Source organism: Nocardia sp. 348MFTsu5.1 (assembly GCF_000383535.1).
Taxonomy (GTDB): domain Bacteria; phylum Actinomycetota; class Actinomycetes; order Mycobacteriales; family Mycobacteriaceae; genus Williamsia; species Williamsia faeni.
The window spans coordinates 252,657-274,580 of the sequence record NZ_KB911512.1; the positions used below are offsets into that span (position 1 = coordinate 252,657).

The 21,924-nt window shown below is 62.3% G+C and carries 22 protein-coding genes and 2 tRNA genes; 11 read left to right on the plus strand and 13 right to left on the minus strand.

All coding sequences use genetic code 11. From position 1 onward, the window contains the following. Positions 1-96: 96 nt before the first annotated feature. The 3 genes from murF to H290_RS0109605 are packed head-to-tail and all read left to right on the plus strand — an operon-like array spanning position 97 to position 3,838. Positions 97-1,422 (plus strand): UDP-N-acetylmuramoyl-tripeptide--D-alanyl-D-alanine ligase, encoded by a 1,326-nt coding sequence (gene murF, locus H290_RS0109595; RefSeq protein ID WP_020106583.1) that lies wholly within the window; start codon positions 97-99, stop codon positions 1,420-1,422. A gap of 11 nt (positions 1,423-1,433) precedes the next feature. Then, positions 1,434-2,549: an acyltransferase gene (locus H290_RS0109600; protein WP_020106584.1), complete on the plus strand. Its 1,116-nt coding sequence runs from the start codon at positions 1,434-1,436 to the stop codon at positions 2,547-2,549. Between the two features lie 35 nt (positions 2,550-2,584). After that, entirely contained in the window at positions 2,585-3,838 is a 1,254-nt protein-coding gene (locus H290_RS0109605) for a hypothetical protein (protein WP_020106585.1), read from the plus strand. Between the two features lie 15 nt (positions 3,839-3,853). On the opposite strand, the gene H290_RS0109610 is transcribed toward H290_RS0109605, so the two are convergent. Further along, positions 3,854-4,306, minus strand: coding sequence for a thioesterase family protein (locus tag H290_RS0109610; RefSeq protein ID WP_020106586.1), 453 nt, complete (start codon positions 4,304-4,306; stop codon positions 3,854-3,856). Positions 4,307-4,452: 146 nt separating this feature from the next. Here H290_RS0109610 and H290_RS0109615 point away from each other — a divergent pair, with 146 nt between their 5' ends. Then, positions 4,453-5,436, plus strand: a complete 984-nt coding sequence (locus tag H290_RS0109615) for an alpha/beta hydrolase family protein (protein WP_020106587.1) — start codon at positions 4,453-4,455, stop codon at positions 5,434-5,436. Positions 5,437-5,534: 98 nt separating this feature from the next. Here the strand turns inward: H290_RS0109615 and hisC are convergent, their stop codons facing one another. Further along, the gene (hisC, locus tag H290_RS0109620) at positions 5,535-6,599 is read right to left on the minus strand and encodes a histidinol-phosphate transaminase (RefSeq protein ID WP_028462997.1); all 1,065 of its coding nucleotides are present in this window, start codon (positions 6,597-6,599) and stop codon (positions 5,535-5,537) included. A gap of 104 nt (positions 6,600-6,703) precedes the next feature. On the opposite strand from hisC, the gene H290_RS0109625 reads away from it, so the two are divergent. The 3 genes from H290_RS0109625 (at position 6,704) to H290_RS0109635 (ending at position 7,627) form a co-directional block, all read left to right on the plus strand. Then, positions 6,704-6,795: transfer RNA gene (locus H290_RS0109625), tRNA-Ser, on the plus strand. A gap of 50 nt (positions 6,796-6,845) precedes the next feature. Next, positions 6,846-6,921 (plus strand) — tRNA-Arg (locus tag H290_RS0109630). 361 nt (positions 6,922-7,282) lie between these two features. Next, complete coding sequence (locus H290_RS0109635) at positions 7,283-7,627, plus strand: hypothetical protein (RefSeq protein WP_020106589.1); 345 nt, start codon at positions 7,283-7,285, stop codon at positions 7,625-7,627. An 80-nt stretch (positions 7,628-7,707) separates the two neighbouring features. Here the strand turns inward: H290_RS0109635 and H290_RS31115 are convergent, their stop codons facing one another. Next, complete coding sequence (locus tag H290_RS31115; RefSeq protein WP_155976777.1) at positions 7,708-7,848, minus strand: hypothetical protein; 141 nt, start codon at positions 7,846-7,848, stop codon at positions 7,708-7,710. Positions 7,849-8,118: 270 nt separating this feature from the next. Here H290_RS31115 and H290_RS0109645 point away from each other — a divergent pair, with 270 nt between their 5' ends. Continuing rightward, complete coding sequence (locus H290_RS0109645) at positions 8,119-8,316, plus strand: hypothetical protein (protein ID WP_155976778.1); 198 nt, start codon at positions 8,119-8,121, stop codon at positions 8,314-8,316. Between the two features lie 818 nt (positions 8,317-9,134). On the opposite strand, the gene H290_RS0109655 is transcribed toward H290_RS0109645, so the two are convergent. Next, the gene (locus tag H290_RS0109655) at positions 9,135-9,590 is read right to left on the minus strand and encodes an Hsp20/alpha crystallin family protein (RefSeq protein WP_028462999.1); all 456 of its coding nucleotides are present in this window, start codon (positions 9,588-9,590) and stop codon (positions 9,135-9,137) included. 763 nt (positions 9,591-10,353) lie between these two features. Here H290_RS0109655 and H290_RS31605 point away from each other — a divergent pair. Next, positions 10,354-10,722 (plus strand): YtxH domain-containing protein, encoded by a 369-nt coding sequence (locus H290_RS31605; protein ID WP_020106594.1) that lies wholly within the window; start codon positions 10,354-10,356, stop codon positions 10,720-10,722. A gap of 642 nt (positions 10,723-11,364) precedes the next feature. Here the strand turns inward: H290_RS31605 and H290_RS0109665 are convergent. The 3 genes from H290_RS0109665 to H290_RS0109675 all read right to left on the minus strand — a co-directional run bounded on the left by H290_RS0109665 (position 11,365) and on the right by H290_RS0109675 (position 14,163). Then, entirely contained in the window at positions 11,365-11,889 is a 525-nt protein-coding gene (locus H290_RS0109665) for a carboxymuconolactone decarboxylase family protein (protein ID WP_028463000.1), read from the minus strand. Between the two features lie 159 nt (positions 11,890-12,048). Then, the gene (locus tag H290_RS0109670; RefSeq protein ID WP_036518467.1) at positions 12,049-12,822 is read right to left on the minus strand and encodes an SDR family NAD(P)-dependent oxidoreductase; all 774 of its coding nucleotides are present in this window, start codon (positions 12,820-12,822) and stop codon (positions 12,049-12,051) included. A gap of 156 nt (positions 12,823-12,978) precedes the next feature. Further along, complete coding sequence (locus H290_RS0109675) at positions 12,979-14,163, minus strand: cytochrome P450 (RefSeq protein ID WP_020106597.1); 1,185 nt, start codon at positions 14,161-14,163, stop codon at positions 12,979-12,981. A gap of 208 nt (positions 14,164-14,371) precedes the next feature. On the opposite strand from H290_RS0109675, the gene H290_RS0109680 reads away from it, so the two are divergent. Further along, positions 14,372-15,142 (plus strand): SDR family NAD(P)-dependent oxidoreductase, encoded by a 771-nt coding sequence (locus H290_RS0109680; RefSeq protein ID WP_020106598.1) that lies wholly within the window; start codon positions 14,372-14,374, stop codon positions 15,140-15,142. Positions 15,143-15,145: 3 nt separating this feature from the next. Here H290_RS0109680 and H290_RS0109685 read toward each other — a convergent pair whose 3' ends face one another. Continuing rightward, positions 15,146-15,778 (minus strand): TetR/AcrR family transcriptional regulator, encoded by a 633-nt coding sequence (locus H290_RS0109685; RefSeq protein WP_020106599.1) that lies wholly within the window; start codon positions 15,776-15,778, stop codon positions 15,146-15,148. A 142-nt stretch (positions 15,779-15,920) separates the two neighbouring features. Between H290_RS0109685 and H290_RS0109690 the strand changes: the two genes are divergently transcribed. Then, entirely contained in the window at positions 15,921-16,496 is a 576-nt protein-coding gene (locus tag H290_RS0109690) for a nuclear transport factor 2 family protein (protein ID WP_020106600.1), read from the plus strand. Between the two features lie 180 nt (positions 16,497-16,676). Here the strand turns inward: H290_RS0109690 and H290_RS0109695 are convergent, their stop codons facing one another. The 5 genes from H290_RS0109695 to H290_RS0109715 all read right to left on the minus strand — a co-directional run bounded on the left by H290_RS0109695 (position 16,677) and on the right by H290_RS0109715 (position 21,924). Further along, positions 16,677-17,120, minus strand: coding sequence for a thioesterase family protein (locus H290_RS0109695; protein WP_020106601.1), 444 nt, complete (start codon positions 17,118-17,120; stop codon positions 16,677-16,679). Positions 17,121-17,403: 283 nt separating this feature from the next. Further along, on the minus strand, positions 17,404-18,471 hold the full coding sequence (locus tag H290_RS0109700; protein WP_020106602.1) for a hypothetical protein: 1,068 nt from the start codon (positions 18,469-18,471) through the stop codon (positions 17,404-17,406). Positions 18,472-18,505: 34 nt separating this feature from the next. After that, complete coding sequence (locus tag H290_RS0109705; RefSeq protein ID WP_020106603.1) at positions 18,506-19,345, minus strand: mycofactocin-coupled SDR family oxidoreductase; 840 nt, start codon at positions 19,343-19,345, stop codon at positions 18,506-18,508. A gap of 136 nt (positions 19,346-19,481) precedes the next feature. After that, complete coding sequence (locus H290_RS0109710) at positions 19,482-20,936, minus strand: aldehyde dehydrogenase (RefSeq protein WP_020106604.1); 1,455 nt, start codon at positions 20,934-20,936, stop codon at positions 19,482-19,484. A 70-nt stretch (positions 20,937-21,006) separates the two neighbouring features. Further along, a complete protein-coding gene (locus H290_RS0109715) occupies positions 21,007-21,924 on the minus strand; it encodes a TIGR03564 family F420-dependent LLM class oxidoreductase (protein ID WP_020106605.1) in 918 nt (305 codons plus the stop codon).

The window sequence follows — 21,924 nt, forward strand, 5'->3', positions numbered from 1 at the left end:
ACGATAGGCCAGCGACGAACCGGACATCGCCGGTGGTTGGTGGTCGCGCGTGGGGTTCGGCTGTGACTGTGAGCGGCTGCCCGGTAGCGTCGACGCGTGCGATTCAAGGCGAGTGACGTGGCAGCGGCTACCGGTGGAAAGCTCGTCGGTCCCGATCAGGACATTGACGGCGCGAGCATCGATTCTCGCGGTATCCGACCAGGCCAGCTGTTTGTTCCGATCGTCGCCGAACGCGACGGACACGACTTCATCGACGGTGCCCTTGCCGGCGGTGCCACGGCATACCTCACCGCCCAAGCCGGCGACCGGGGGAAACCCGACGCGACGGCGATCCAGGTCGCCGACACCGCGCTGGCCCTGGCGGATCTGGGCCGCGCCGCCCGCGCCCGGTTGTCGGGTCCGGTGGTGGGTGTCACCGGATCGGTGGGCAAGACGTCGACCAAGGATCTGCTGGCGGCCGTTCTGGCGACCACCTACGTGACCGCGGCCAACGAGCGGTCGTTCAACAACGAGCTCGGTCTACCACTGACACTGCTCGGCGCCCCCGACAACACCGAAGCGGTGGTTGTCGAGATGGGTGCCCGCGGCATCGGGCACATCGCGCTGCTGTGTGACATCGCTCGCCCGACCGTGGGCATCGTGACCCGCGTCGAAGGTGTGCACCTCGAATTGTTCGGCGATATCGATGCGGTGGCCCAGGCCAAGGGCGAACTGATCGAGGCGCTGCCTGCCGATGGCCTCGCGGTGCTCAACGCCGACCATCCGGTGGTCGCGGCGATGGCGCAGCGCAGTGCCGCACCCGTGCTGACCTTCGGCCTCGCGTCCGGCGCCGATGTGTACGCCGAGAACATCGTGATGGATTCAGAACTGCGGGCGAGCTTCACGCTGCACACACCGTGGGGGACCGCGCCGGTCGCGCTGGAGGCCCGTGGCGAGCATCAGGTGGCCAATGCGCTGGCCGCCGCAGCCGCAGCTGGTGGCATCGGCGTCAGCGTCGAACAGATCGCTGCAGGTCTGGGCGGTGCCGCCATCTCCGGGCTCCGGATGGAACTGAGCCGAACCCACGCCGGGGTACAGATCCTCAACGATGCCTACAACGCGAACCCGACATCGATGTCGGCCGCGCTCGACTCGTTTGCCACTCTCGCTGCCGGGCGACGGGTTGCGGTGCTGGGCGTGATGGCGGAGCTGGGCGCCGACGCTGCCGCCCAACACGTCGCCATCACCGCGCGGGCGCGCTCGCTGGGTATCGAGGTGATCGCGGTGGCCACACCCGACTACGGTCCGGACGCCACGCATGTCGACGATGTCGCGGCGGCAGTGGCTGCGCTCGGAGACCTGGAATCGGGCGACGCGGTCCTGGTCAAGGGCAGTCGTGTGGCGGCCCTCGAAAGGGTGGCCGACGCGCTGTCCAAGGTCTGAGTCTGCCGCCGATGGGAACGCACACCGGATTCACCCCGTCGCTCACCGGGCTCCGTGGGCTGGCCGCGTTGCTGGTGTGCGCCACCCACGCCGCCTTCTGGACGGGCAGGTACACCGACGACTTCGAGGGGTGGTTCTTCGCCCGCCTCGAAGTCGGGGTGTCGATATTCTTTGTGTTGTCGGGCTACCTGCTGTTCACGCCCTGGGTCCGGTCGCTCCAGGAGGGTGGTCCGAAACCGGATGTGTCGCAGTACTTCTGGCGTCGTGCGGTGCGCATCCTGCCCGCGTACTGGATCACTGTTCTCTGCGTCTATCTGATCTTTGTGTGGCGGACCGACGTCTCGGACGTCGGTCACGGGCCGTCGGGGCTTCTCCGCAATCTCACCCTCACGCAGACCTACGGATTCGGTCACCTCCATTCCGGTTTGACCCAGATGTGGAGTCTCGTCGTCGAGGTCGCCTTCTATCTGATGCTTCCGGTGTTTGCGTGGCTGATCGGACAACTGATCTGCGGCGGACGATGGCTCCCGGGCCGGATGATCGCGGCGATCGGTGTGCTGATGCTGATCACGCCCGCCTGGGCGGTCATCACGGCAGACGGGGGCATCGACATGACCGCGCGTTTATGGCCGCCGGCGTTTCTCGCCTGGTTTGCCGGTGGAATGCTGCTGGCCGTGCTCGCACGCGTGCTCTCCAACTGGCCCGCGACCTTGTCGGTGCTGGTGGGTGTCGTAGCTTTTGAGATCGCGTGCACCTCGATGGCCGGTGAACCGACAATTGCGCCTGCCTCCACATCGGCGACGATCGTGAAGTCGGTGCTCTATCTGATCGCTGCCACCGCGCTGCTGGCGCCACTGGTGATCGGCCCGCCCGGGCATTGGTGGGATCGGGCGTTGTCCCGGCCCGCGGTGGTCTGGTTCGGCGAGATCTCCTACGAGTTCTTTCTCGTCCACGTAATCGTGATGGAACTGGTGATGGATCTGCTGGGCTATTCGCTTTTCAGCGGTTCCGTGGTGGGCGTGTTCATCGTCACGGCGGTGCTGTCGACACCTGTGGCGTGGGCCCTTCATCGCGTCACTGCACCGCTCTGGCGTCGCAAAACGGCCCCGCTCGTCGTCGTCCGGTAATACTGGTTGAAAGCCCGTAACTCCCGGAGGCCCCCATGGTCGACAGTTCTGCATCCGCCGCTTCGGGCGGCGTCGCGGACATTCGCCGCTGGTGTGAGCAGGCCCGGCTTCCGGGCCGGGCGCCTGACCTGTCCGACCCGGCGGCCGTCCTGATCGCCTCCGGGTTCCTGTCCGAGCAGGCCAGGGCAGTGCTCGTTCGTCGGAGCACCGCAGGTCTGCCGGTCCCCGGGATCGGTGGCTTCGGTGAACTCCGGCGCCTGCAGCGTGAGCTCGGACAGCTAGAGGAACAGGTGCGCAACCCGCGAATGCCCAAGGTTGCGAGCCTGGTGCTGCGCTCGCGCGTGGTGGCGCTGTCGCGACGGCGCGATGCCGCGCGCAACCTCGTGACGGCATCGAAACCGGTTTTTGCCGGGACTGTGCGAGGCATCCGGCGGGAACGCCGGGAGGGCCTCCATCTCGACATCGGCGATCGTGAGCGTTTGTTCAACGGGCTGCTCTTCACGCCGTGCCCGGGCGCGCTTGACGTCAACTATCTCCGGCGGGCGACGGCGATGGCGGCCAATACCGCAGCCGGCGTCATCGGGCAGCTGACCGACAACTGGTCGAAGGCCGGCCAATGGATGGCAGGCAAAGCCGTGACCTGGGATGCCACCGATGGTGGTGAATCTGCTGCCGGCAGTTCTCGTTTCGTCGACGGCTACGAGACGTTGCTCTACATCGCGGGCAATGCCTACGATCGGATCGTGCGGTCGCCGGTCTGGCACAGCGACCATTTCGTGATTCAGCGCGGCCAGATCAACGTGCACGCCGAGATCGCCGAGATCGCCACCGATGTCATCAACCTCCGAACGGTCCGCATCGAACTAGATCGTGTTCGGGCCGTGGCTGATTCGGACGAACGACTCAGCGAGCAGTTGCGGTCGCGGGAGGCCGAGCTGCGGCCGGTGTGGTCGCAGTTGATCGAGCGCGTGGCGGCGTTGTGGGATGTTGCGGATGCGGTGGCCGCGGCCGCTCAGGAGCTGAAGGTTCTCGACCAGATCAACTATGCCGGAACAATCGACCAGCGTATCGATCACCTCATCGCGCGATCAGGTGAGAGGGAGCTGTCGGCGGAGAACACGCGACGTCTCGGTGAACAGCTCGGCGCCGGACGTGCGAATCTCCGTGACTATCGAAACATATTGCAGGGCAACGTGACTCCATTCCCCGAACAAAGTGTTACGGCCGCAGTCCCGCCCAATCCGGCCTTGCCGCCAACAGCCGTCCCACGCAAAGAGCTCGAGAACTGAACGCGGACAACGATCTCAGGTACGCGACCACTGCGACAGGTATCCCTTCTCGGTGTCGGTCAGTCGACGAAGGCTTTGCTTTCCAATATCGACGACGGCCATCTGGGTACTGGCCACGCATGCCGGCTTGCTGTCGGCATCGGCGTGTGCAGACCGAACCTCATAGCCGATGGTGAAGTCGACGGAGCGAAAACCCTTTATCCACATGCTGATTCGAAGAGGGCTGTCCTCGTGGCGAAGCTGTGCCTGATAGCGGATCTCGACGGTCACGATCATCGCGCTCTTGATGAGCGGCGCGTACTGTTCGCCGGCGCTCAACAGCCACTCCACCCGGGCTTCTTCCATCAGGGTGACCATGCGGGCGTGATTGATGTGGCCGAAGGCGTCCATGTCCGACCAGCGAACCGGGACATCGGCGACAAATGCGAACGCCCCCGTGGCAGCTGGGTCATTTGTCGGGTTTTGCATATCCCACATGATCCATGTCGCCTATGGGCGGGGCGAAACCACGTCCGCCGGAGTCTGTGAGTCGGCTGAGATATTTCGTATCGCCGCCCACTCTTCGGTAGCCTTCGGCTGTCGTATATTCGCACCACAAGGGGAGTCGTCGGTTTATGCAGAGTGCCGGACGTGTGCTGAAGGTTTTCGGAGGTCTGGTGCTGGCAGCCGGATTGACCACGTCGGTCGCGGCGGTGGTGTCTGCGGCGCCGGTAACGGCCAAGATCGAGAAGGTCGTGAAGGTCGGTCCACAGCGGCAGGACCTGACGATCTCCTCGCCCGCCATGGGCGGCGATGTGCCGGTCACAGTGCTGCTGCCACAGGACCAGAGCGGATCCCGTGGAACCCTCTATCTGCTCGACGGTGCCGGCGACAAGACGGACGTCAGTGACTGGGTGGCCAAGGGGCACGCGCCGGAGTTCTTCGCCGACAAGGACGTGAACGTCGTACTGCCGGCCGGCAACGGTGCTTTTTACACCGACTGGCAGCAGCGCGACCCAGTACTCGGCAAACCGCAGTGGGAGACGTTCCTCACCAAGGAACTGCCCCCGCTGATCGACGAAGCCTTCAACGGCGACGGCAACAACGCGGTCGCCGGGTTGTCCATGGGCGGGCAGGCCGCGTTCGCGCTGGCGTCGCGCAATCCGGGTCTCTACACGGGCGCCGGCTCGATGAGTGGCTGTCCACCGGTCACCGGTATCGCCAACGAGAGCTACGTCCGGGCCACGGTCGCCAAGGACGGCGGCGACGCCACCAACATGTGGGGCCCGTGGGGAGCGCCCGGTTGGGCCGACCACGACCCGTCCAAGCGGCTCGATGCCCTGCGTGGGAAGAACCTGTATCTGTCCGCGGGTACCGGGATCGCCGGCCCGCTCGACGAGCAGACGAAAAGCGAGGATGGGCTCCCGCCGGAGACAGTGACCGCACTCGGTGGTGGCCTCGAGGTCGGCGCCTACCGTTGCTCACTCGAGTTCGCTCTGGTTCTGCGTGCACGAGGAGTGCCGGCGACGGAGAACTTCCACACCGTCGGCACCCACGCCTGGCCTTACTGGGCGAAGGACCTCGGCTCCATGTGGCCGGTTTTGTCCCGCGGTCTCTGACCGGAGGTAGTTACCCGCGCTCCTGAGTTGGACGCTGTGGCCCCGCCGGCTGTTTTTCACCCGGCGGGGCCATCGCGTTGCGCTGGCGCGGTCTGCGGCTAGCCGCGGGCGGCTCGGCCACGCGCAAAGTCGAGGAACGTGTTGTTCTCGCCTTCCTCGGTGACCGTCACCCGGACGCCGTCGCCGTCGAATGGCCGGATGATCACTCCTGCGTCGACCGCATCGCGGGCGAACGGCACCGAGTCGGTGCCGAGATCGAGCCAGACGAAGTTGGCCTGGCTCGGCGGGACGCGGTAACCGGCAGCTCGCAGTTCGGTGGTGACCCGGTTGCGTTCGAGGGCGACCGATTCGGTACGTCCCAGCAGTTCGGCCTTGGCGTTCAGGCTGGCGATCGCCGCCGCCTGGGCCAGTGAGTTGACGCTGAACGGCACGTGCACCTTCAGCAGCGCGTTGGTGACCGAGGGATCGGCGATCGCGTAACCCACCCGGAGTCCGGCCAGTCCGTACGCCTTCGAGAATGTCCGCAGCACAACCAGATTCGGGTAGCGGCGATGCAACTCGATGGCGTCGTAGCGCTGGGCTTCATCGGGCCGGACGTACTCGTAGTAGGCCTCGTCGATGGCCACCAGAACGTCGGACGGGACCTGGTCGAGGAATGCGATCAGGCTGTCGGCGTCGACGACGGTGCCGGTCGGGTTGTTCGGATTGCAGATGAAGATCAGCCGGGTGCGGCCGGTGATGGCGGCTGCCATCGCCGGCAGATCGTGGACGAGGTCGTCGTTCAGCGGGATCTGAACCGGTGTGGCACCGGCAACCCGGGTCGCCAGCGGATAGGTCTCGAATGACCGCCACGCGAACAGCACCTCATCGCCGGGGCGGGTGGCGATGGTGATCAGGTTCTGGCAGAGCGTCACCGATCCGCAGGCAGTCTGCACGTTCTCGGGGGCGACGCCGAGGTGCTTGGCCAGTTCGTCCGTCAACGCCACCGCACCGTTGTCGGGGTAACGGTTGACGTGCGAGGCCGCTTCGGCGATGGCTGCCGCCACACTGGGCAGTGGTCCGAAGGTGGTTTCGTTGCTCGCCAGTTTGAGAGCGCCGGGGATGTTCTTGCCCGGAACGTAGGCGGGCACTGCGGCTAAATCGGGACGAATACGCGGGGTCACCTGATCCAATCTAGGCCACGAGAAAAATGCGCCTAGCAGTCGGTTTGGTGTCTGCGGGGAGGCGTGTGTAATCTTCTCCTCGGCAGTTCGAAAGGACTCCACCAGGAGGCGTGCCAGAGCGGCCGAATGGGACTCACTGCTAATGAGTTGTCTCGCTAAAACGAGACCGGAGGTTCAAATCCTCTCGCCTCCGCCAGTACGACCACATGGATGCTCGACCAGCACGACCACAACTGAACACAGCACGCGCCCGTAGCTCAACGGATAGAGCACTTGACTACGGATCAAGAGGTTAGGGGTTCGAATCCCTTCGGGCGCACCAAATTACGGCCTGGACCAGCACCTATGTGCGATCCGGGCCGTAAATATCTCCTCTGAATGCGTCTGAACCCAACACTTTGAGCGCCCGAACTCAACACTTTGCCTTCAGGGTGTTGAGCGTCCAGGGTCGTCAGCTTCTTCAACGGGCTGTGTGGTGTCCTGCCAGCTCTGATGCCGGGGCTGCGGGCCGAGAAACAGTGTCGGTCAGTAAAGCCTGATTCTGGTGGGAAGTCACGGCCGGGGGCGGTTTATGCGCACCGGGCGGCGGGGTAGTCCCTGTCTGACTGCGGTGCAGCTCACGCCGCCCAAGGACGTCGCCATCAGCACCAGCTGGTGATGGCGGTGCTGCAGGAGGTTCAGAAATGACTGACAACCACACCTCGCCGAGCAAGGCCCATCAGCGTGAACCCATGCGGGTCAACGATGTGGAAAAGCGGTGGAATGATCCGGCCGCGTTACGACTAGCCTCGGTCTACTGTCTGGTGGTCGTTGTCGTGGCCGTCGTCGCCGGCGCCGTGTATGCGGGCACCGATCAGCCGATCTGGGCGTGGGCGGTACCCGTCGTTTTCCTTGCCGGCGGTATCGGCGCTCTGGTCCAGGGCTACCGAATCTGGCGTCGCGGGGGCAGGTGGCCGATCTGGCAGGGAGCCGGCTGGCTACTGTTCGCGTTGATGCTCGCCACCTTGGCCCTGCCCGTAGCCAGGTGATGATCGTGGCCGAGAGGGCGGGATCTGCGCTCGGAGTAGGCACCGATCCACTGCATACCTACGATCAGATCGCGATCCGGCTACATGTTCTGACTCACCCCGTCGATGCAGTATTCACCGATGCCCAAGTCATTGAGGAGCTGGCTGAGCGCCACTACCACGTGCGCCCAGCGGCGGTCGAGACAGTGTTCGTCGCGCTGCACGCCGAAGGCCTCGTTCACAGAGACACCACCGATCCAGGCTCACATACCTGCTGCGTCACGGCAGCAGGACGGATGGCGCTCGCGCGCGAACGACGCGCTCTACGCAAAGTCGTACTGACCTCCGCCGAAGATACTGTGCACCACGGACACTGAACACCAGGGACGTGCAGTTGGGAAACTGAGGCGAAGACGCAGACCGCAACGATTTCCGCGTGAGCGTCCTGTCGAGGCCGGCGCGAGCGGGGGATGGGTGGCGAGCACCCGTCCGGCCAACCGCAAGAAATAGTCGTGATCACTCAGGCCAAACTGCTGGCGGTGGCGGCAAACGGTCACCCTGAGCTCGAGGAGTCCGGGCGGCTGGTTCCCGGTAGCGGGGTCGGGTGGACCAGGATTGGCCACCACATCGGCCACATCCCACGGGAACGGGTCTGTGCCGCTGACCTCTGGGACTGTGCGCACGCGCTCTCCAGCAACAGCGCCGGGTAGACCCGACGCTGGGACGGGTCGGCGTCGGGCTGGGCGCAGGAATGGGTGGACACTGTCGTCAGCCAGATGCGGCCAGCTTCATCGACTGCCCAGCGGGTCACATCGTCGATCCCGCTTGTGTGTGGGTTGCCACCGGGCTTGATCGTGGGTAAACCCCACGCTGGGAACAGCTTTGAGACTATCCATCGGTGGCTTCCTTCTCATTTTGAGGTTGCGAGTGCGATGAGGGCCGGCATGAGCCGCTGAGTCCAACGGGCTGATCATCCCCAGCTCTGGGTGATGATGCGGGGAAGGCTGGTTCGGTGTCGGGGAGGTGACGAAGCGCGCGAAAGGCGGTGACCATCAACATCACTGCGGCAAGGCTGGTCACGCTGATGACGTCGATAGAGGTTCCGAGAATGAACTCGATACCGACGGTCAGCAGCAAGACGTTGGACACCGCGGCTGCAGACAGCGCCAGGACGTCCGCTCGCGTTGTACTGGTTGGCCTGTGGGATGACTTGTTCATGCTCCTCTCACTTTCCAAGCCCACAACACTAGCCATCACATGAGTTGTGCGCCGCCGATGTCGACGAATGATGGTGCCGCCCAGATAATCTGGGCGGCACATCAGGGTTGGGTGTTGTCGCCGTGCTAGGCGACTTGTTGGTTGTTGGAGGTCATAGCCGCCGGTTTGCCAGTCCGGAGGGGCTGGGGCCGGGGCAGATCACCTCATGCTCAGCTCGATCGATAAGCACCACCTCCTGCAGGTCGATACGTACGAAACCACACCCGGGTAGCTCTCTCACTGCTCGTCACATCGATGGCCTCGCGGGTGGCTATTGACTCGTTTCATGCTTGTTTGCGGCGGGGTCGATGGAGCGGGGGGTGTCGGAGTGTTCGATCTCGATACGGCGCGGTTTGGCTTTCTCGGCGATCGGGATGGTCACCGACAGCACACCGTTGTCGTAGTGCGCAGTGATGGCGGCAGGATCGATGCCCTCACCGAGCGTGAGTTGGCGACGATAGGCACCGAAGGGGCGTTCGTTGGTCAACCACTGCACACCGTCGTCGGAGCGCGCACTGCGCTGCGCGGACAGGGTCAGCACCCCATTGTCGACATTGACATCAACCGAGCCCGGATCCACCCCCGGAAGATCAGCGGTCAGCAGATAGTGCCCGTCGAGTTTGCATAAGTCCATCGGCATGAACCGAGGAGTTCGAGACGACCCCGCCGACTGCAGCAACCCGCGGGTCAACGCATCAACATCACCGAAAGGATCAAAACGAAGCACAGCAACCCACCTCCTACATCACTCACGGCCCGCCACCCTGGCGGGCGACCAAATCACTGTGCACCACCTGTTTTAGCACCCACTCCCACCCACCGCAACACCGACTTCGAGAATTCTTTCGGCCTGAATATGCTGTCCCGCAGCATCACTGGCGAAACACGGGTCTCGCCGAGGGGCTCGCGCCCAGAAGTCGCCGGAGTGGTCTGGCGGGGTTCTCAGCCTTTGGTGCGGTAGCGCTTGTAGGCCGATGACTACGCGACGCTATGTGTCCGCGTTGGCCGATCCGCTCCGCCACCGGTCTATCGCTGGAACAACAGGCTGCTTCGCGCACCGGCCTCGATGGCCCGCGGGCAAAGCAGGGGTCAGCGATGTTCGGTAGTGAGATCGCTCCGAATGATCCGCTCGTTGAAGGCCGCGTAACGCACGGTCCTCCCTGACTTTGACGCTGGACAGGTTTGATTTGACCGTGCCGTAGTGGACGTTTGTGAATCGTGGGGTTGCTGACTGATTGTGAATGGTGCAGTGGGGGAGAGGTATTAGTGTCTGTCGGTGTTGAGTAATCGCGATTGTGTCGGGGGTCCTGCATACCCTCTGCATACTGGGTATCACCTTCGGCGGCAGTGATGACCAGCAAGCGATCTCGGCCCAGATCCGATCCGTATCGGCGGTTTGGGTCTCGGTAGCTGTGGGCATAGCTGTAGGAGGGCGATCTGGCCGACAAAGCGGCTGACCGCCCGTCTCACCCAACCAAACAGGAGATGTCATGCAGAAAACGTTGTTCTTCGCGGCGGGTACTGCCGTGGGCTTCGTTCTGGGAACGCGGGCCGGCAGGCAGACCTACGAGAAGATGAAGAATCAGTCCGCTGAACTGTGGCACAGCCCCACCGTTCAAGAGAAGGTCAGCGAAGCAACGGAGACCGTGAAGGCTGGAGCTCCAAAGCTGCAGCAGAAGGTCGGTGCCCTGGCGAAGAAGGCCACCAACCACGGCGCCGACGGCGCTGAAGCGAGCGCGATCGCCGATACGCCGGTGGACGCCTCCGCCGCCGAATCGTCAGTGGACGAAGCTACGACCCCAGCTCCTGTGGTGGAACCGACCCTTTCACCGTCGACGGGATCCAAGCCCGCCCACTGAGCACACACAACGAGCGGATCAATGACTGCTGGATACCAAGAGGTGGTGTCGTAGTAAGGAGAGATCCGATAGTTACGGCGGCTGCGGTTCGCTGCAGTGAGTGATTGTGCCTGGCTGACGTCGTCACGTACAACGCCGGTGGTGGGACTGTTTCTTAGCAGTTCACCAAAACGGTCCTGGAAACCGCGCTGAACGAAGAGATGTTCCCCGAGGACTCCGTCCAGGGGAGACCCCTACTCGCACCTCGGGCATGACAAGAACCACGCCAAGCCTAATCGGGAATCAACAAATATCCGCAACGGAACCCGGCCGACAACGGTGTTGACCGAGTCCACCGGTCAGGTGCCGATCGAAGTCCCCGAGACCGCGAAGCGACGTTCGAACCGCAGATGCCCGAAGCCGAGTTCGTGAGGATTTCGCAGTAGATTGGTCGTTAGTGGCCAGCTGCATGTCGCACGAAAGAACCGGTATGCCCTGGGCGGCTGCCGTTCTCGATGGTTGATCGTGGCCGAGACTTGATGTCAGTGGCGATGATTCCCGCGGCCGGCCTCGATATGGACCCGGTGTGGTTTCGTCACTGGATGGTCACGAACCACCACCCGGGGCAAATCGAAGTGTTAGGCATCGGTGGCGTCGATTTGGCTATACGTCGGGTTGAACGCCGAATGTGTTGAAAGCCATCGCAACTAAGTAGTAGGAGCCGATGGTGAAAACGAGATCCATCCGTTGCTGTTCATCGAGCTGTTCGGAAAGTGACTTCCAGGTGACCTCCGACAGCTGGGTGTTCTTGGTCAGCTCTACGACGGCGTCAAGAACTGATTGTTCGAACTGGTCAGCTGCTATCCCGCCCTGTGCTGCTGTCACCTCCCGGTCGCTGAGGCCGGCGTCCTTCGCCATCGGGAGATGGCCGGAGGTCTCGTAAGCGCAGTCGGTGAGCGCGGCAACCCGCAGAACGGCGAGTTCGCGTACGCGGGGAGGCAAGGTGGATCGAAAAGTGATGTACAGATTAAACCCGACAAAGGCCTTTGCCAGGTCGGGGTGGCGGGCGAGGGTGGCCAGTGCGTTGCCGGCCCCCTCGGGATTCATTCGCTCGCGTGGAAGCATGCCCTTGAAGGCGGCTTCAACGTTTTCGTTCCATTCATCTGCGGGCAACGGAGGTATGCGCATCGGGAACTGCTTTCTATGAATTGGAGAACTTGGTCTCTTATTGATAATTGGTATTCAGCCGGATTTACGTACTATTTCTTCTCGATCGATTCCACTGGGTTCGCCTTTCGGCATCTCCTTTCTGCAAGGGAATTGGTCCTGGCCGATGCGACATTGCCGTCACATCACCGCCCCACCGTTGACCGCGATGACCTGACCGGTGACGTAGCCGGCGGCATCAGAGCAGAGGTACGCGCACATCGCGCCGATGTCATCACCGCTGCCGACCCGTCCCGATGGGATCACCCGGGAGATGTATTCGGCCTTGGGTAGGTGCTTGGCTTCCTGGGCGGCACGCAACATCGGCGTGTCGATGGTGAACGGCGGAATCGTGTTGACCGTAATGCCTTTCGCGGCATACTCCAGTGCCAGTGTCTTGGTGAATGCGATGACACCACCTTTGGTGGCCGAGTAGTGACCTTGGCGTAGTGCACCGGTTTGTCCGGCGGCCGAAGAGATCGTCACGATCCGGCCCCAGCCGGCCGCGACCATGTCCCCGACCGCGGCCTGTGCGCACAAGAAGGTCCCGGTGAGGTTCACCGCGATGTACCGATTCCACTCGTCGAGCGTGATGTCCTCGAACTGGGTGAACCCGGAGACACCTGCGCTGGTCACCAGGATCTCGACGGGACCGAACTCGTCGCGGACCGCGGCAAACGCGGCGTTGACCGCACCCTGATCGGCCACGTCCACGGTCACCGCAGTCGCCTCGGCCCCCTGCGCCCGTATATCAGCAGCGACGCGCTGCGCGGCCTCGGTGTCCCGGTCGAGTACCGCTACCCGATGACCTTGTCGACCCAGGTGATGGCAAATCGATTCCCCCAATCCCGATCCGCCGCCGGTGACCACCGCTACCCGGCTGGCCGCTTCGGTCTGTGCAGTTACTGGATTCATCGAACCTCCAATCGTTGCTGTACGTACGTACAGCGGTGAACATGTGTATAGCACGGCATGGAAGCCGGGGCGGCGAGAACAGCGATTGCCGATTTAGATACAGCCCGTGACTGTGACGACGAAAATTACTGGAACACTCGGTATTCCGAAGATTCATCAGCCGATGATCGCCGGCATCGAATCCCAGCCGCGCACTGTGGAGCTGCGTGCCCGGCGGGCGCCGGCAAGGTCGACGTCCCACTTCGGGAATCTGTTCAGGACCTCTTCCAGCGCCACCCGGCCCTCGAGGCGGGCCAAGGGGGCGCCGAGGCAGAAGTGTGCACCCTTCGCGAAGGACAACAGTGATCCCGGCGCTCGGTGGATGTCGAAGCGGTCAGGATCGTCAAAGGTGCGCTCATCCCTGTTGGCGGAGGCCAGCATGAGCAGAAGCGCACTGCCTGCCGGCACCGTTTGCCCGTGCAGCTCGACGTCCTCGGTGACGTATCGGGCCACGTGGGGGCCCGGGGGCTCGAAGCGTAAGAGTTCGTCGATGGCGCCTGGGATGAGGGAATGGTCCAGGACCAATTCCTGGCGTTGGTCGGGATTTTCGGCCAGCACTTTGCCCATCCATCCGAACAGGCGGCCGGTTGTCTCCACACCTGCTCCGGCGATGACGGCCAGGAAGATCAGCAGCTCCTCCTTCCGCAGATTCCTGGTGGTGCCCGTCTCGTCTTCGAATTCCACGGCCAGCAACTCGGTGATGAGGTCATCCGAGGGATTTTTGATCCGCCAGTCGACGTACTCGGTGAACATGTCACCGTCGAAATAGTGATCTTTCTTCACCGGTAGTGGTTCACCAGGTTTGTTGCGTAGCACCCGATTTGCCTCGGCACGCACGCTGGGCTGATCAGCGTCGGGGATCCCGACGAGCATGCCGATGGTTCGCATCGGGAGTTCGGCGCCCAGGTCGAGCACAAAATCGAACCGATCGCCATCCATCAGTGGGTCGAGGCAGGCGTTGCAGAATGCGCGGACCTTGTCTTCGATCGCCTTCATCCTCCGGGGTGTGAACGCCCGGCCCACGATCTTGCGGTGGATGGTATGCAGTGGCGGATCCTCATTGATGAAGACCCCTGGCGGCATCACCGGGTCGGCCTGGACGACCTCGAGGATGTCGCCCTTCGCGGAGCTGAAACGCTGTGGATCCCGCAGAGCCGCATCGATGTCGGCGTACCGGCTCAGGCCCCAGAAGTCTCGGCGTTCGTTGTGGTACAGCGGTGCCTCGTCACGCAGTCGCCGGTACGTCGGGTAGGGGTCGATGTCGATCTCGACATCCCAGGGGTCGTAATACACATCGCTCACGGAGCTCTCCTCTGGCTTGAAACTTTGGGGCTTGAAACTCTTTGGGCTTGGTTTCGACACGAGCATAGATCACTTGCTATACGCTCGTACAGCGAACGGAAAGATCGACGACATTGCTGCGAGAGTCGGCGGGATCTGACTGGCATGTTGCGATTTCGCCTGTTCGGCTTGGCGATTGGATCATCAACTTGAATGAAGGAGCACTGCAATGAATGATCGGTTTTCGCTCGACGGGCGCGTCGCCCTCATCACCGGTGGCGGCACGGGAATAGGACGGGGCGCCGCGCTGGTGCTTGCCGAACACGGCGCAGACGTGGTTCTCGCCGGTCGCCGCCGCGATCCGCTGGAGTCGACAGCCAAGGAGATCGAGGTGTTGGGACGCCGGGCCCTGGCGGTATCGGCGGACGTGAGCACCGCGGCTGGGTGTCAGGAATTGGTCGACAAGGCCGTGGCGGAGTTCGGCCGCGTCGACATTCTGGTGAACAGTGCCGGTGGTGCCGAGACGAAGTCGATCAAGAGGTGGACGGAGGAGGAGTTCGGCGACGTTTTTGCCCTCAACCTCGGAAGTGTCTGGAATCTGTCGAGGGCGGCTTCGGTCCACATGCTCGAGCAGGGCAAGGGGACGATCGTCAATATCTCGTCAGGGGCGAGTCTGCTGGCGATGCCGCAGGCTGCGCCCTATGCCGCGGCGAAGGCTGCGGTCAACAACCTGACCGGCTCGATGGCCTCCGCGTGGGCTCAGAAAGGTATTCGTGTCAATGCCATTGCCGTTGGCGCAGTTCGGGCCCCCACGCTGACTGATGAACTCGCGCGATACAACCTGGAGCCGGATTCCGTCGCCGGGACCAACGGTCTGGGCCGACTCGGTGAGCCGGACGAAATCGGTTACGGAGTACTATTTTTCGCCTCCGACGCGTCGAGCTTCTGCTCGGGACAGACGCTCTACATGCACGGTGCGCCAGGTCCTGCCGGCGTGTAGGTGTCAGCGTCGGGCGCGGGTTGCGCGTTTGGGTCGGCGCAGCGACTTGGGCGGTTCGATCGAATCGATGAAGGTAGTGAATGACGCGACAACGTCCTCGTGGGCGTCGGTGATGCCGACGCCCTTTTCGAGGTTCAGCATCTTGGGAATGCCGGAGATCAAAACCGTGAGTGCACCCGGGGTGAGCGGAAAGTCAGGGTTGCCGGTGGTGGTCGAATTGGCAGCGAGGGCATCGAGTTGGATTTGCCGGATCTGCGCGGTGACTTTCGCGATCTCGGCTCCGATGGCGGCTCGGTGGTTTCCCAGTGCCATGAACTCGGTGACCAGAGCACTCGTGGCCTCGGCCCAGCTGAACTCCCACATGACGTGCAGCGGTTCTTCCGGCCGGGCCTGCAGTGCTTCGAGGAGGCGTTGCTCGTTTTCCTCGGTGCGCCGGCGGATGGCTGCCAGGAAGATGTCGTCGAGCGTGGGGAAGTAATACTGGACGAGACTCGGTGTGACGCCGGCCTTGGCAGCAACCACACGATAGGTGACGCTCGGATAGCCGTCGGAGACCATGATCTTCTCGACGGTGTCGAGGATGGTGTCCCTGGTCTTCGACGTTTCCGCGCCTACGCGCCGGGCCGTTGGTGGCATGTTCACAACCTGTCTCTCGAGAGTCCTGTCATTTTCGCACCTCGTGCGTGCTGTACGATCGTATAGTGTGTGTTTGGACCGGATGCAGTCGATTGCGCCAGACGACGGCCACCGATCCGCATCGACTGGGAAGAAGCCCGAAATGGAGAAACTCTTGACACTCGAATCGACTCTGGAGCAGTTGCAGGCAGATGTTCGCTACCTCAAGGACCGCACGGAGATCCTGGACTGTGTGGCGCGGCATGCGCGCGGATGCGATCGCCACGACATCGACCTCATCACCGCGGCCTACCACGACGACGCCGTCGATGAGCACGGCAACGCGTCAAATAGGGGCCCGGAATACGGGGAGTGGGCCAACCGGGTTCATGCCGAGACGTCGCAGGTGCACACCCACAACATCACCACCCACTCGTGCGACATCGATGGCGACACCGCCCATGCCGAGAGTTACGTGCTCGTGGTCCTGATCGGCAATGACGGCACCACCGCGCAGTTCATCAGTGGTCGCTACCTCGATCGGCTCGAGCGTCGAGAAGGGCAGTGGCGTATCGCTATTCGACGGTCGACCGTGGAAGCGATGTTCCTGGGTGATGCGCGGGTACTCAAGTCGTCGTTCTTCACCGAGAAGGGTTACCTGGTGGGCACCCGGGATCGGAGCGACCTGTCGTACGAGCGGCCGCTGAAATTGGACACTCCGGCACCCGCGCGGTGGTGACCGATCCGCCGCCGGCCGAAGGCGTCGTACTCGGTCGCGAGACAATTCGGTAGCAAGTCTTTTCGCGCACTACTGGATACCTTGTTTGGCTTTGATGTCACCGAACGTAGGGACGATTGCCGGATTATCGAGGTTACGTGCGGGGCCAAGCGGCCACCCCACACCCCCCGGGTGCCGACGTCATGCTCTACGACGAAGTGGCACTGGGTCACGCAATTTGGTTTGCAGAAACTCGCGGGTGTCTGCGGCGAACGGGCGGGACTGACCCGAATCGGCATCGACTGTGACCGTCGTCATTTCGCAGTAAGCGACCACGTTGCCGTGCCCATCGCGCAAATCACTTCCGAGATCGAAAGACGACGTTCCCACGCGCGATGTCCACAGCCGGACCGTAGCCGGTTCGGGGGTGTAGTACATCGGCGCAACAAACTCGATCTCGAGACGTGCTACGTGCGCGACGCCAGTGCCGGGCACATCGGGCGTAAACCACTCACGTAGTATTCGAACCCTTCCCTCCTCGAACAGTCGGGCCACTTGAACATTGTTGACGTGCCGATTGACGTCCATATCGGCCCACCTCACCTGCACGAGAGTTTCGGACGCACCTTGCGATTGGTCGACCATCGGGTTGAGTTCTCCTATCAAAGATGTCTTCGAATGCTTCAGCTATTCTGTCTTGCAGACGTTTTCGTGAACGGCAGTTCACGTACTGATCCATCCACCGAGTCCGCGACTGTGGACCTAAGTGCAAATCCGACCGCTTTTGCCACGACGATAGGTGAGCGACTGCGAGCAAGAACGCCGACAGCCGTTGCAGCACAGCGGACAACCCGAAGTGCTGCAACGGCTGCGTCGCTCTGACTCGATCAACCGTCGTCCCGCAACGATCTATGCAGTGTTGGCCGCGTCAGACCGTTACCGAACGCCCCTGGCTCCGTTCTTTGTCCCAGATTCCCGCGGGCGCGCACGGCAAGCCCACATCCTTCAGGGTCAGAATGCCCGCCGGCGCGGCGGCAACGTTGAACGCAGCGCTCACCGCCGGCATGGCGGTCATCGTGTCCCATTCGTGATTGCCCCAGTGCTCGGGTGGGATGAAACGGATGCGGGTCTGGATTTCAGGTTCACCCTTGATGATCACCTTGTAGTGGTCGTCGTCAAACACCCAGTCCCCGTTGAGTTTGGTGGTGAGATACCAGGCGACGTTGTTCTGGACGACGGTCTTTCCGTTGACCTTGCCATTCCACCCGGCGCGGATCGCGGCGATGGTGTTCTTCTTCATCACCAGCCAGCCCAGATCGACGTCCTCCGACGCGGTCTGGTGTTCGATGAAGAACTCCATGTCGTCGAGGTCGTAGTGCAGCGCGACAGCCATGCGTCCGACGGAATCGCGGAATGTGCTCAGCCACATCTTCGCCATCTCGAGCACCTCGGGGGACGCCTCTGGCAGCGAGAAGCCCAGCGCCTGCCAGGTTTCGGCGGACTCGTAGACCGAGCAGTCCGCCGACTCGAAGACCGACACCTGCTGAACATCACGGCTGACGGCGGTCATCGCAGTCACCATCGTGTTGATCCAGCCCGGGTTGACTCCGGTGATGTAGAGCGAACTGTCGCCGCGCTCGCACGCGGCGGCCAGCGCCTTCTCCGTCTCACCCGCGATGCCACCGACGTTGAGGAACAGGTTGGTGCTGATCACGTCGAGTCCGCTCTCGAGCAGACGGACGACGTGGTCGAGGTCGGCCATGAACGGGTTGTAGAAGACGGTGTCGGCACCCAAGGCGATGAGCGCGTCGATGTCGGTGGTGGCCAGGACGCCGGTGTCAGGTCGTCCGCACAGGGGTCCGGCGTCGGTGCCGGCCTTGTCCTCGGAGTAGGCGTAGACACCGACCAGTTCGAGCCGCGGATCGTCGAGAATGCCCCGCAGACTGAGCTTTCCGACCTTGCCGGTGGTCCATTGGATGACGCGTAACGTGTTCATGAGTTCCTTCGGTTTGGTGAATTGTCCATGCCCATTACTTGAGGAGGCTCCCTGCATCAACCGGAAGCGTGATGCCAGTAACAAAGCGGGCTTCATCGGAGGCGAGGAACAGCACCGCGTTGCTGATGTCCTCCGGTTCGACGCACCCGATGGGCAATACGTGCATCATCCGCGAGGCGGCCAGCATATCCTCGGGTCCTGGGTTTTCGAGGTCAGGCCGGAACAGCCGCATTGTGGGTTCGTTCATGAACATCGGTGTGTTCACGTTGGTCGGAGCAACTGAATTGACCCGGATCGAGTGTTCTCCGAGTTCCATCGCGAACGTACGCATGAGGCCGATAACGCCGTGCTTGGCGGCAATGTAGTGCCCGGTGTTGGGGTACGCTTTGAGGCCTCCGACTGAGCTCGTGAGGATGATCGATCCACCGCGTCCTCCAGAAATGAGGTGCGGGACACCGGCTTTGACGGTCTTCCATACTCCCGCCAGGTTGACGTCGATCATCTCGGTCCAGTCGCTTTCGCTGGTCTTGTCCAGTGTCTCGCCACCATTGCCGATTCCGGCATTGGCCACGATGACATCCAGTCGGCCCAGTTGTTCGACTCCGAGATCGAGCGCGGATTTCAAGGCGTCGTAATCGCGTACGTCCACCTCGGCCGTGATCACTCGTCGATCTAGGCCTTTCACCAGGTCAGCGGTCTCCGCGAGATCCGCCGATGTGGCCGCCGCAATGGGACTGTCGAGTGTGATCGGGCCGCAGATGTCGACGGCAATGATGTCGGCACCTTCCTCGGCCAACCGCACCGCATGGCTTCGGCCCTGTCCCCGGGCTGCTCCAGTGATGAAGGCAACTTTACCTTCCAATCGTCCGGTCATAGTTCAACCTCGCCTTCCAGTATTGTTCGTATTGTTTGTGCAGAGCCCGGCGGGCTCGTGTTCGTGGTGATTCGATAACGGTCGGGATATAGGCGCTGAAAATGCACGCGCCGTCAACCGATTTGGCAATGCCTGCTTATATTTGCGTGAAGACCGACTTCGTTTTCATATAGGCTTCAATTCCTTCGCGACCGAACTCGTAGCCCCAACCCGATTGTTTGTAGCCACCGAATGGCATGGCGTGATCAAAGACCAATTGGCAGTTCAGGGTTACGGTGCCGGCATCGAGTCGCTTTGCGAGTCGATGAGCTCGGCCGACGTCCTGTGTCCAGGCGGTTGCGGCCAGTCCGTAGCTTGTGTCATTGGCCAGCGCAATCACCTCGTCGTCGTCGTCGAACGGCATGATCGGCACGACGGGGCCGAAGATTTCCTCTTTGTAGAGCCTCATGTCGGGGCTCACATCGGTCAGCACGGTCGGGTGAACGAAGTATCCGCTCCGATCGAGCCGGTGTCCGCCGGCAACGACTTCAACGCCGTCGCGTTTGCCTTCGTCGATGAATCCCAGGACCCGAGCGAGCTGTTTTTGACTGATCAAGGGACCGATGTTGCTGCCAACTTCTTGGGGTCCACCGAGTTTGAGGTTCTTCGCCACTGTGGCGATTCCTTCCACCACCTGGTCGTAGACGCCGCGTTGGACGAAGATGCGCGATCCGCACACACATCCTTGCCCGGAGTGCACGAAAATGCCCATTGCCGCCATCAGTATGGCTTTGTTCAGATCGGCATCGTCGTAGATCAAGACAGGCGACTTGCCGCCGAGTTCGAGTGTGACCTTCTTGAGGTTTCCACTAGCTGCTTGCACAATCTTCTTGCCGACTTCGGTGGACCCCGTGAAGGCAATCTTATCGACGTCCGGGTGCTCGGTCAGTGCCGCTCCGGTGGTGTGTCCGTGACCGTTCACCAGATTGACAACACCGTCGGGGACGCCGGCCTGAGCCAACAGCTTGACCAGGAGCAGCGCTGAAAGAGGGGTTTCTTCAGCGGGTTTGACGACAACGCTGCAGCCTGCGGCGAGTGCAGGTGCGAGCTTCGCGGCCGCGTTGAAGACGGGACCATTCCAGGGCAATATCAGTGCAGCGACGCCGATGGGCTCTTTGATGGTGTAGCCGTGCATGTTCGAATAGACGCCGGTGATTCCTCCGGTCATCTGGATGTCGTGAGAGATTCCGTTGAGCTTGGTGCACCACCCGCCGTAGTAGCGGAAGAATTCGGCACTGGTACCGATAATCGACTGAGCTTGGGCAAGAGGCATACCGGTGTTGAGTGAGTCGATCTCGGCGAGTTCGGCGGCGTGCTCGTCAATCAGGTCAGCTGCACGCCACAGGATTTTGGCGCGCTCGTTGCCCGGCAGTCCGTGCCAGACACCAGAATCGAAGGAAGCCCGTGCGCGCGAAACGGCTTCGTCAACCGCCTTCGCCCCTCCATCGGCGAACTCGGTGATCTGTTCCTCGGTCACCGGGTTGATGACCGGGATCAGTTCGTCAGTACCTGGAAGGGCACGTACCTCGTCCAGAATTGATTGCAATTTCATTGTGGCCTTTCGAATTTCAGGGAGTTGATTGTGATTCACGTGTCATGCAGGAGTGGATGCGCTTGCGTGGCTATGTCGTCAGCGAGCTGAGGAATGCCACGGTGCGCTTTCTTGATGCCTCCCGCTCGGCGCGGTCTTGGCCCACGGCAACCGGTTGTGCCCAAATTTCGGTTGCCCCTGCGTCCAGGAGCTGTTGCAACTGTTTCTGGACGGAACTCTCGTCGCCGACGATTGCGATCTCGGCCGCGGTGGTCCCACCACCGGTTTCTATGATGCGTTGATAGTTGGGCATTTCCGCGTACATCCCAGAAGTCGCCGCTGTCGCGGTTCGTGCGGCGTCGACGTCATTGTGTAAAGCTACCGGTAGGCCGGCGATAATGCGGCGGCGTGGCCGCCCCGCTTGGGATGCCGCTGAATTGATCTTCGGAGCTATATGCGTCTCAATGGCTGCGGCAGAGGCCATCCAGAGTATCGTTCCGTCTGCGAATTGCCCGGCGATGCGCAGCATGCGCGGGGACAGTGCCGACAGGAGTACCGGTACGCGATGCGTTGGTGGCGTCGTCTGGGTGTGGGCGCTCCAATCCTCGCCAGTGAAATCGACTGACTCGCCGTGGAGGAGGGCGGTGATGATCTGTAGATATTCTTCTGTGTTTCGGCCGGGACGATCGTAGGAGAGCCCGTAGATGTCCTGGATCGAGGATGCGTGCGAGGGCCCTAAACCTAGCGCCATACCTGGACGGCCCATAGCGTCGGCGGCCGCCGCGACGCGATTGGCTTGCAGGATCGGATGACACGGATACGTTTGCAGGACTCCGGTTCCCAATTCGATCCGGGTGGTTTCACGTCCAGCAATCGCCATGGCAATCAACGGATCTCGAACAACATTGCTGGCATACCAGAGGGATGAGAAGCCTTGGCTTTCGGCCTCCTTGGCCTGCTTGACAAGCTTCTCGACGGTGGAGCCGTGTCCGGTCAGTCCGATGCGCAT

Coding starts and splice junctions, on each gene's coding strand:
- H290_RS31605 (WP_020106594.1), top strand. CDS start 10,354: ATGCAGAAAACGTTGTTCTTCGCGGCGGGTACTGCCGTGGGCTTCGTT.
- H290_RS0109705 (WP_020106603.1), bottom strand. CDS start 19,345: ATGACCGGACGATTGGAAGGTAAAGTTGCCTTCATCACTGGAGCAGCC.
- H290_RS0109700 (WP_020106602.1), bottom strand. CDS start 18,471: ATGAACACGTTACGCGTCATCCAATGGACCACCGGCAAGGTCGGAAAG.
- H290_RS0109670 (WP_036518467.1), bottom strand. CDS start 12,822: ATGAATCCAGTAACTGCACAGACCGAAGCGGCCAGCCGGGTAGCGGTG.
- H290_RS0109635 (WP_020106589.1), top strand. CDS start 7,283: ATGACTGACAACCACACCTCGCCGAGCAAGGCCCATCAGCGTGAACCC.
- H290_RS0109710 (WP_020106604.1), bottom strand. CDS start 20,936: ATGAAATTGCAATCAATTCTGGACGAGGTACGTGCCCTTCCAGGTACT.
- H290_RS0109685 (WP_020106599.1), bottom strand. CDS start 15,778: ATGCCACCAACGGCCCGGCGCGTAGGCGCGGAAACGTCGAAGACCAGG.
- H290_RS0109605 (WP_020106585.1), top strand. CDS start 2,585: ATGGTCGACAGTTCTGCATCCGCCGCTTCGGGCGGCGTCGCGGACATT.
- H290_RS0109615 (WP_020106587.1), top strand. CDS start 4,453: ATGCAGAGTGCCGGACGTGTGCTGAAGGTTTTCGGAGGTCTGGTGCTG.
- H290_RS0109695 (WP_020106601.1), bottom strand. CDS start 17,120: ATGGTCGACCAATCGCAAGGTGCGTCCGAAACTCTCGTGCAGGTGAGG.
- H290_RS0109690 (WP_020106600.1), top strand. CDS start 15,921: ATGGAGAAACTCTTGACACTCGAATCGACTCTGGAGCAGTTGCAGGCA.
- H290_RS0109715 (WP_020106605.1), bottom strand. CDS start 21,924: ATGCGCATCGGACTGACCGGACACGGCTCCACCGTCGAGAAGCTTGTC.
- H290_RS0109665 (WP_028463000.1), bottom strand. CDS start 11,889: ATGCGCATACCTCCGTTGCCCGCAGATGAATGGAACGAAAACGTTGAA.
- H290_RS0109610 (WP_020106586.1), bottom strand. CDS start 4,306: ATGCAAAACCCGACAAATGACCCAGCTGCCACGGGGGCGTTCGCATTT.
- H290_RS0109600 (WP_020106584.1), top strand. CDS start 1,434: ATGGGAACGCACACCGGATTCACCCCGTCGCTCACCGGGCTCCGTGGG.
- H290_RS0109680 (WP_020106598.1), top strand. CDS start 14,372: ATGAATGATCGGTTTTCGCTCGACGGGCGCGTCGCCCTCATCACCGGT.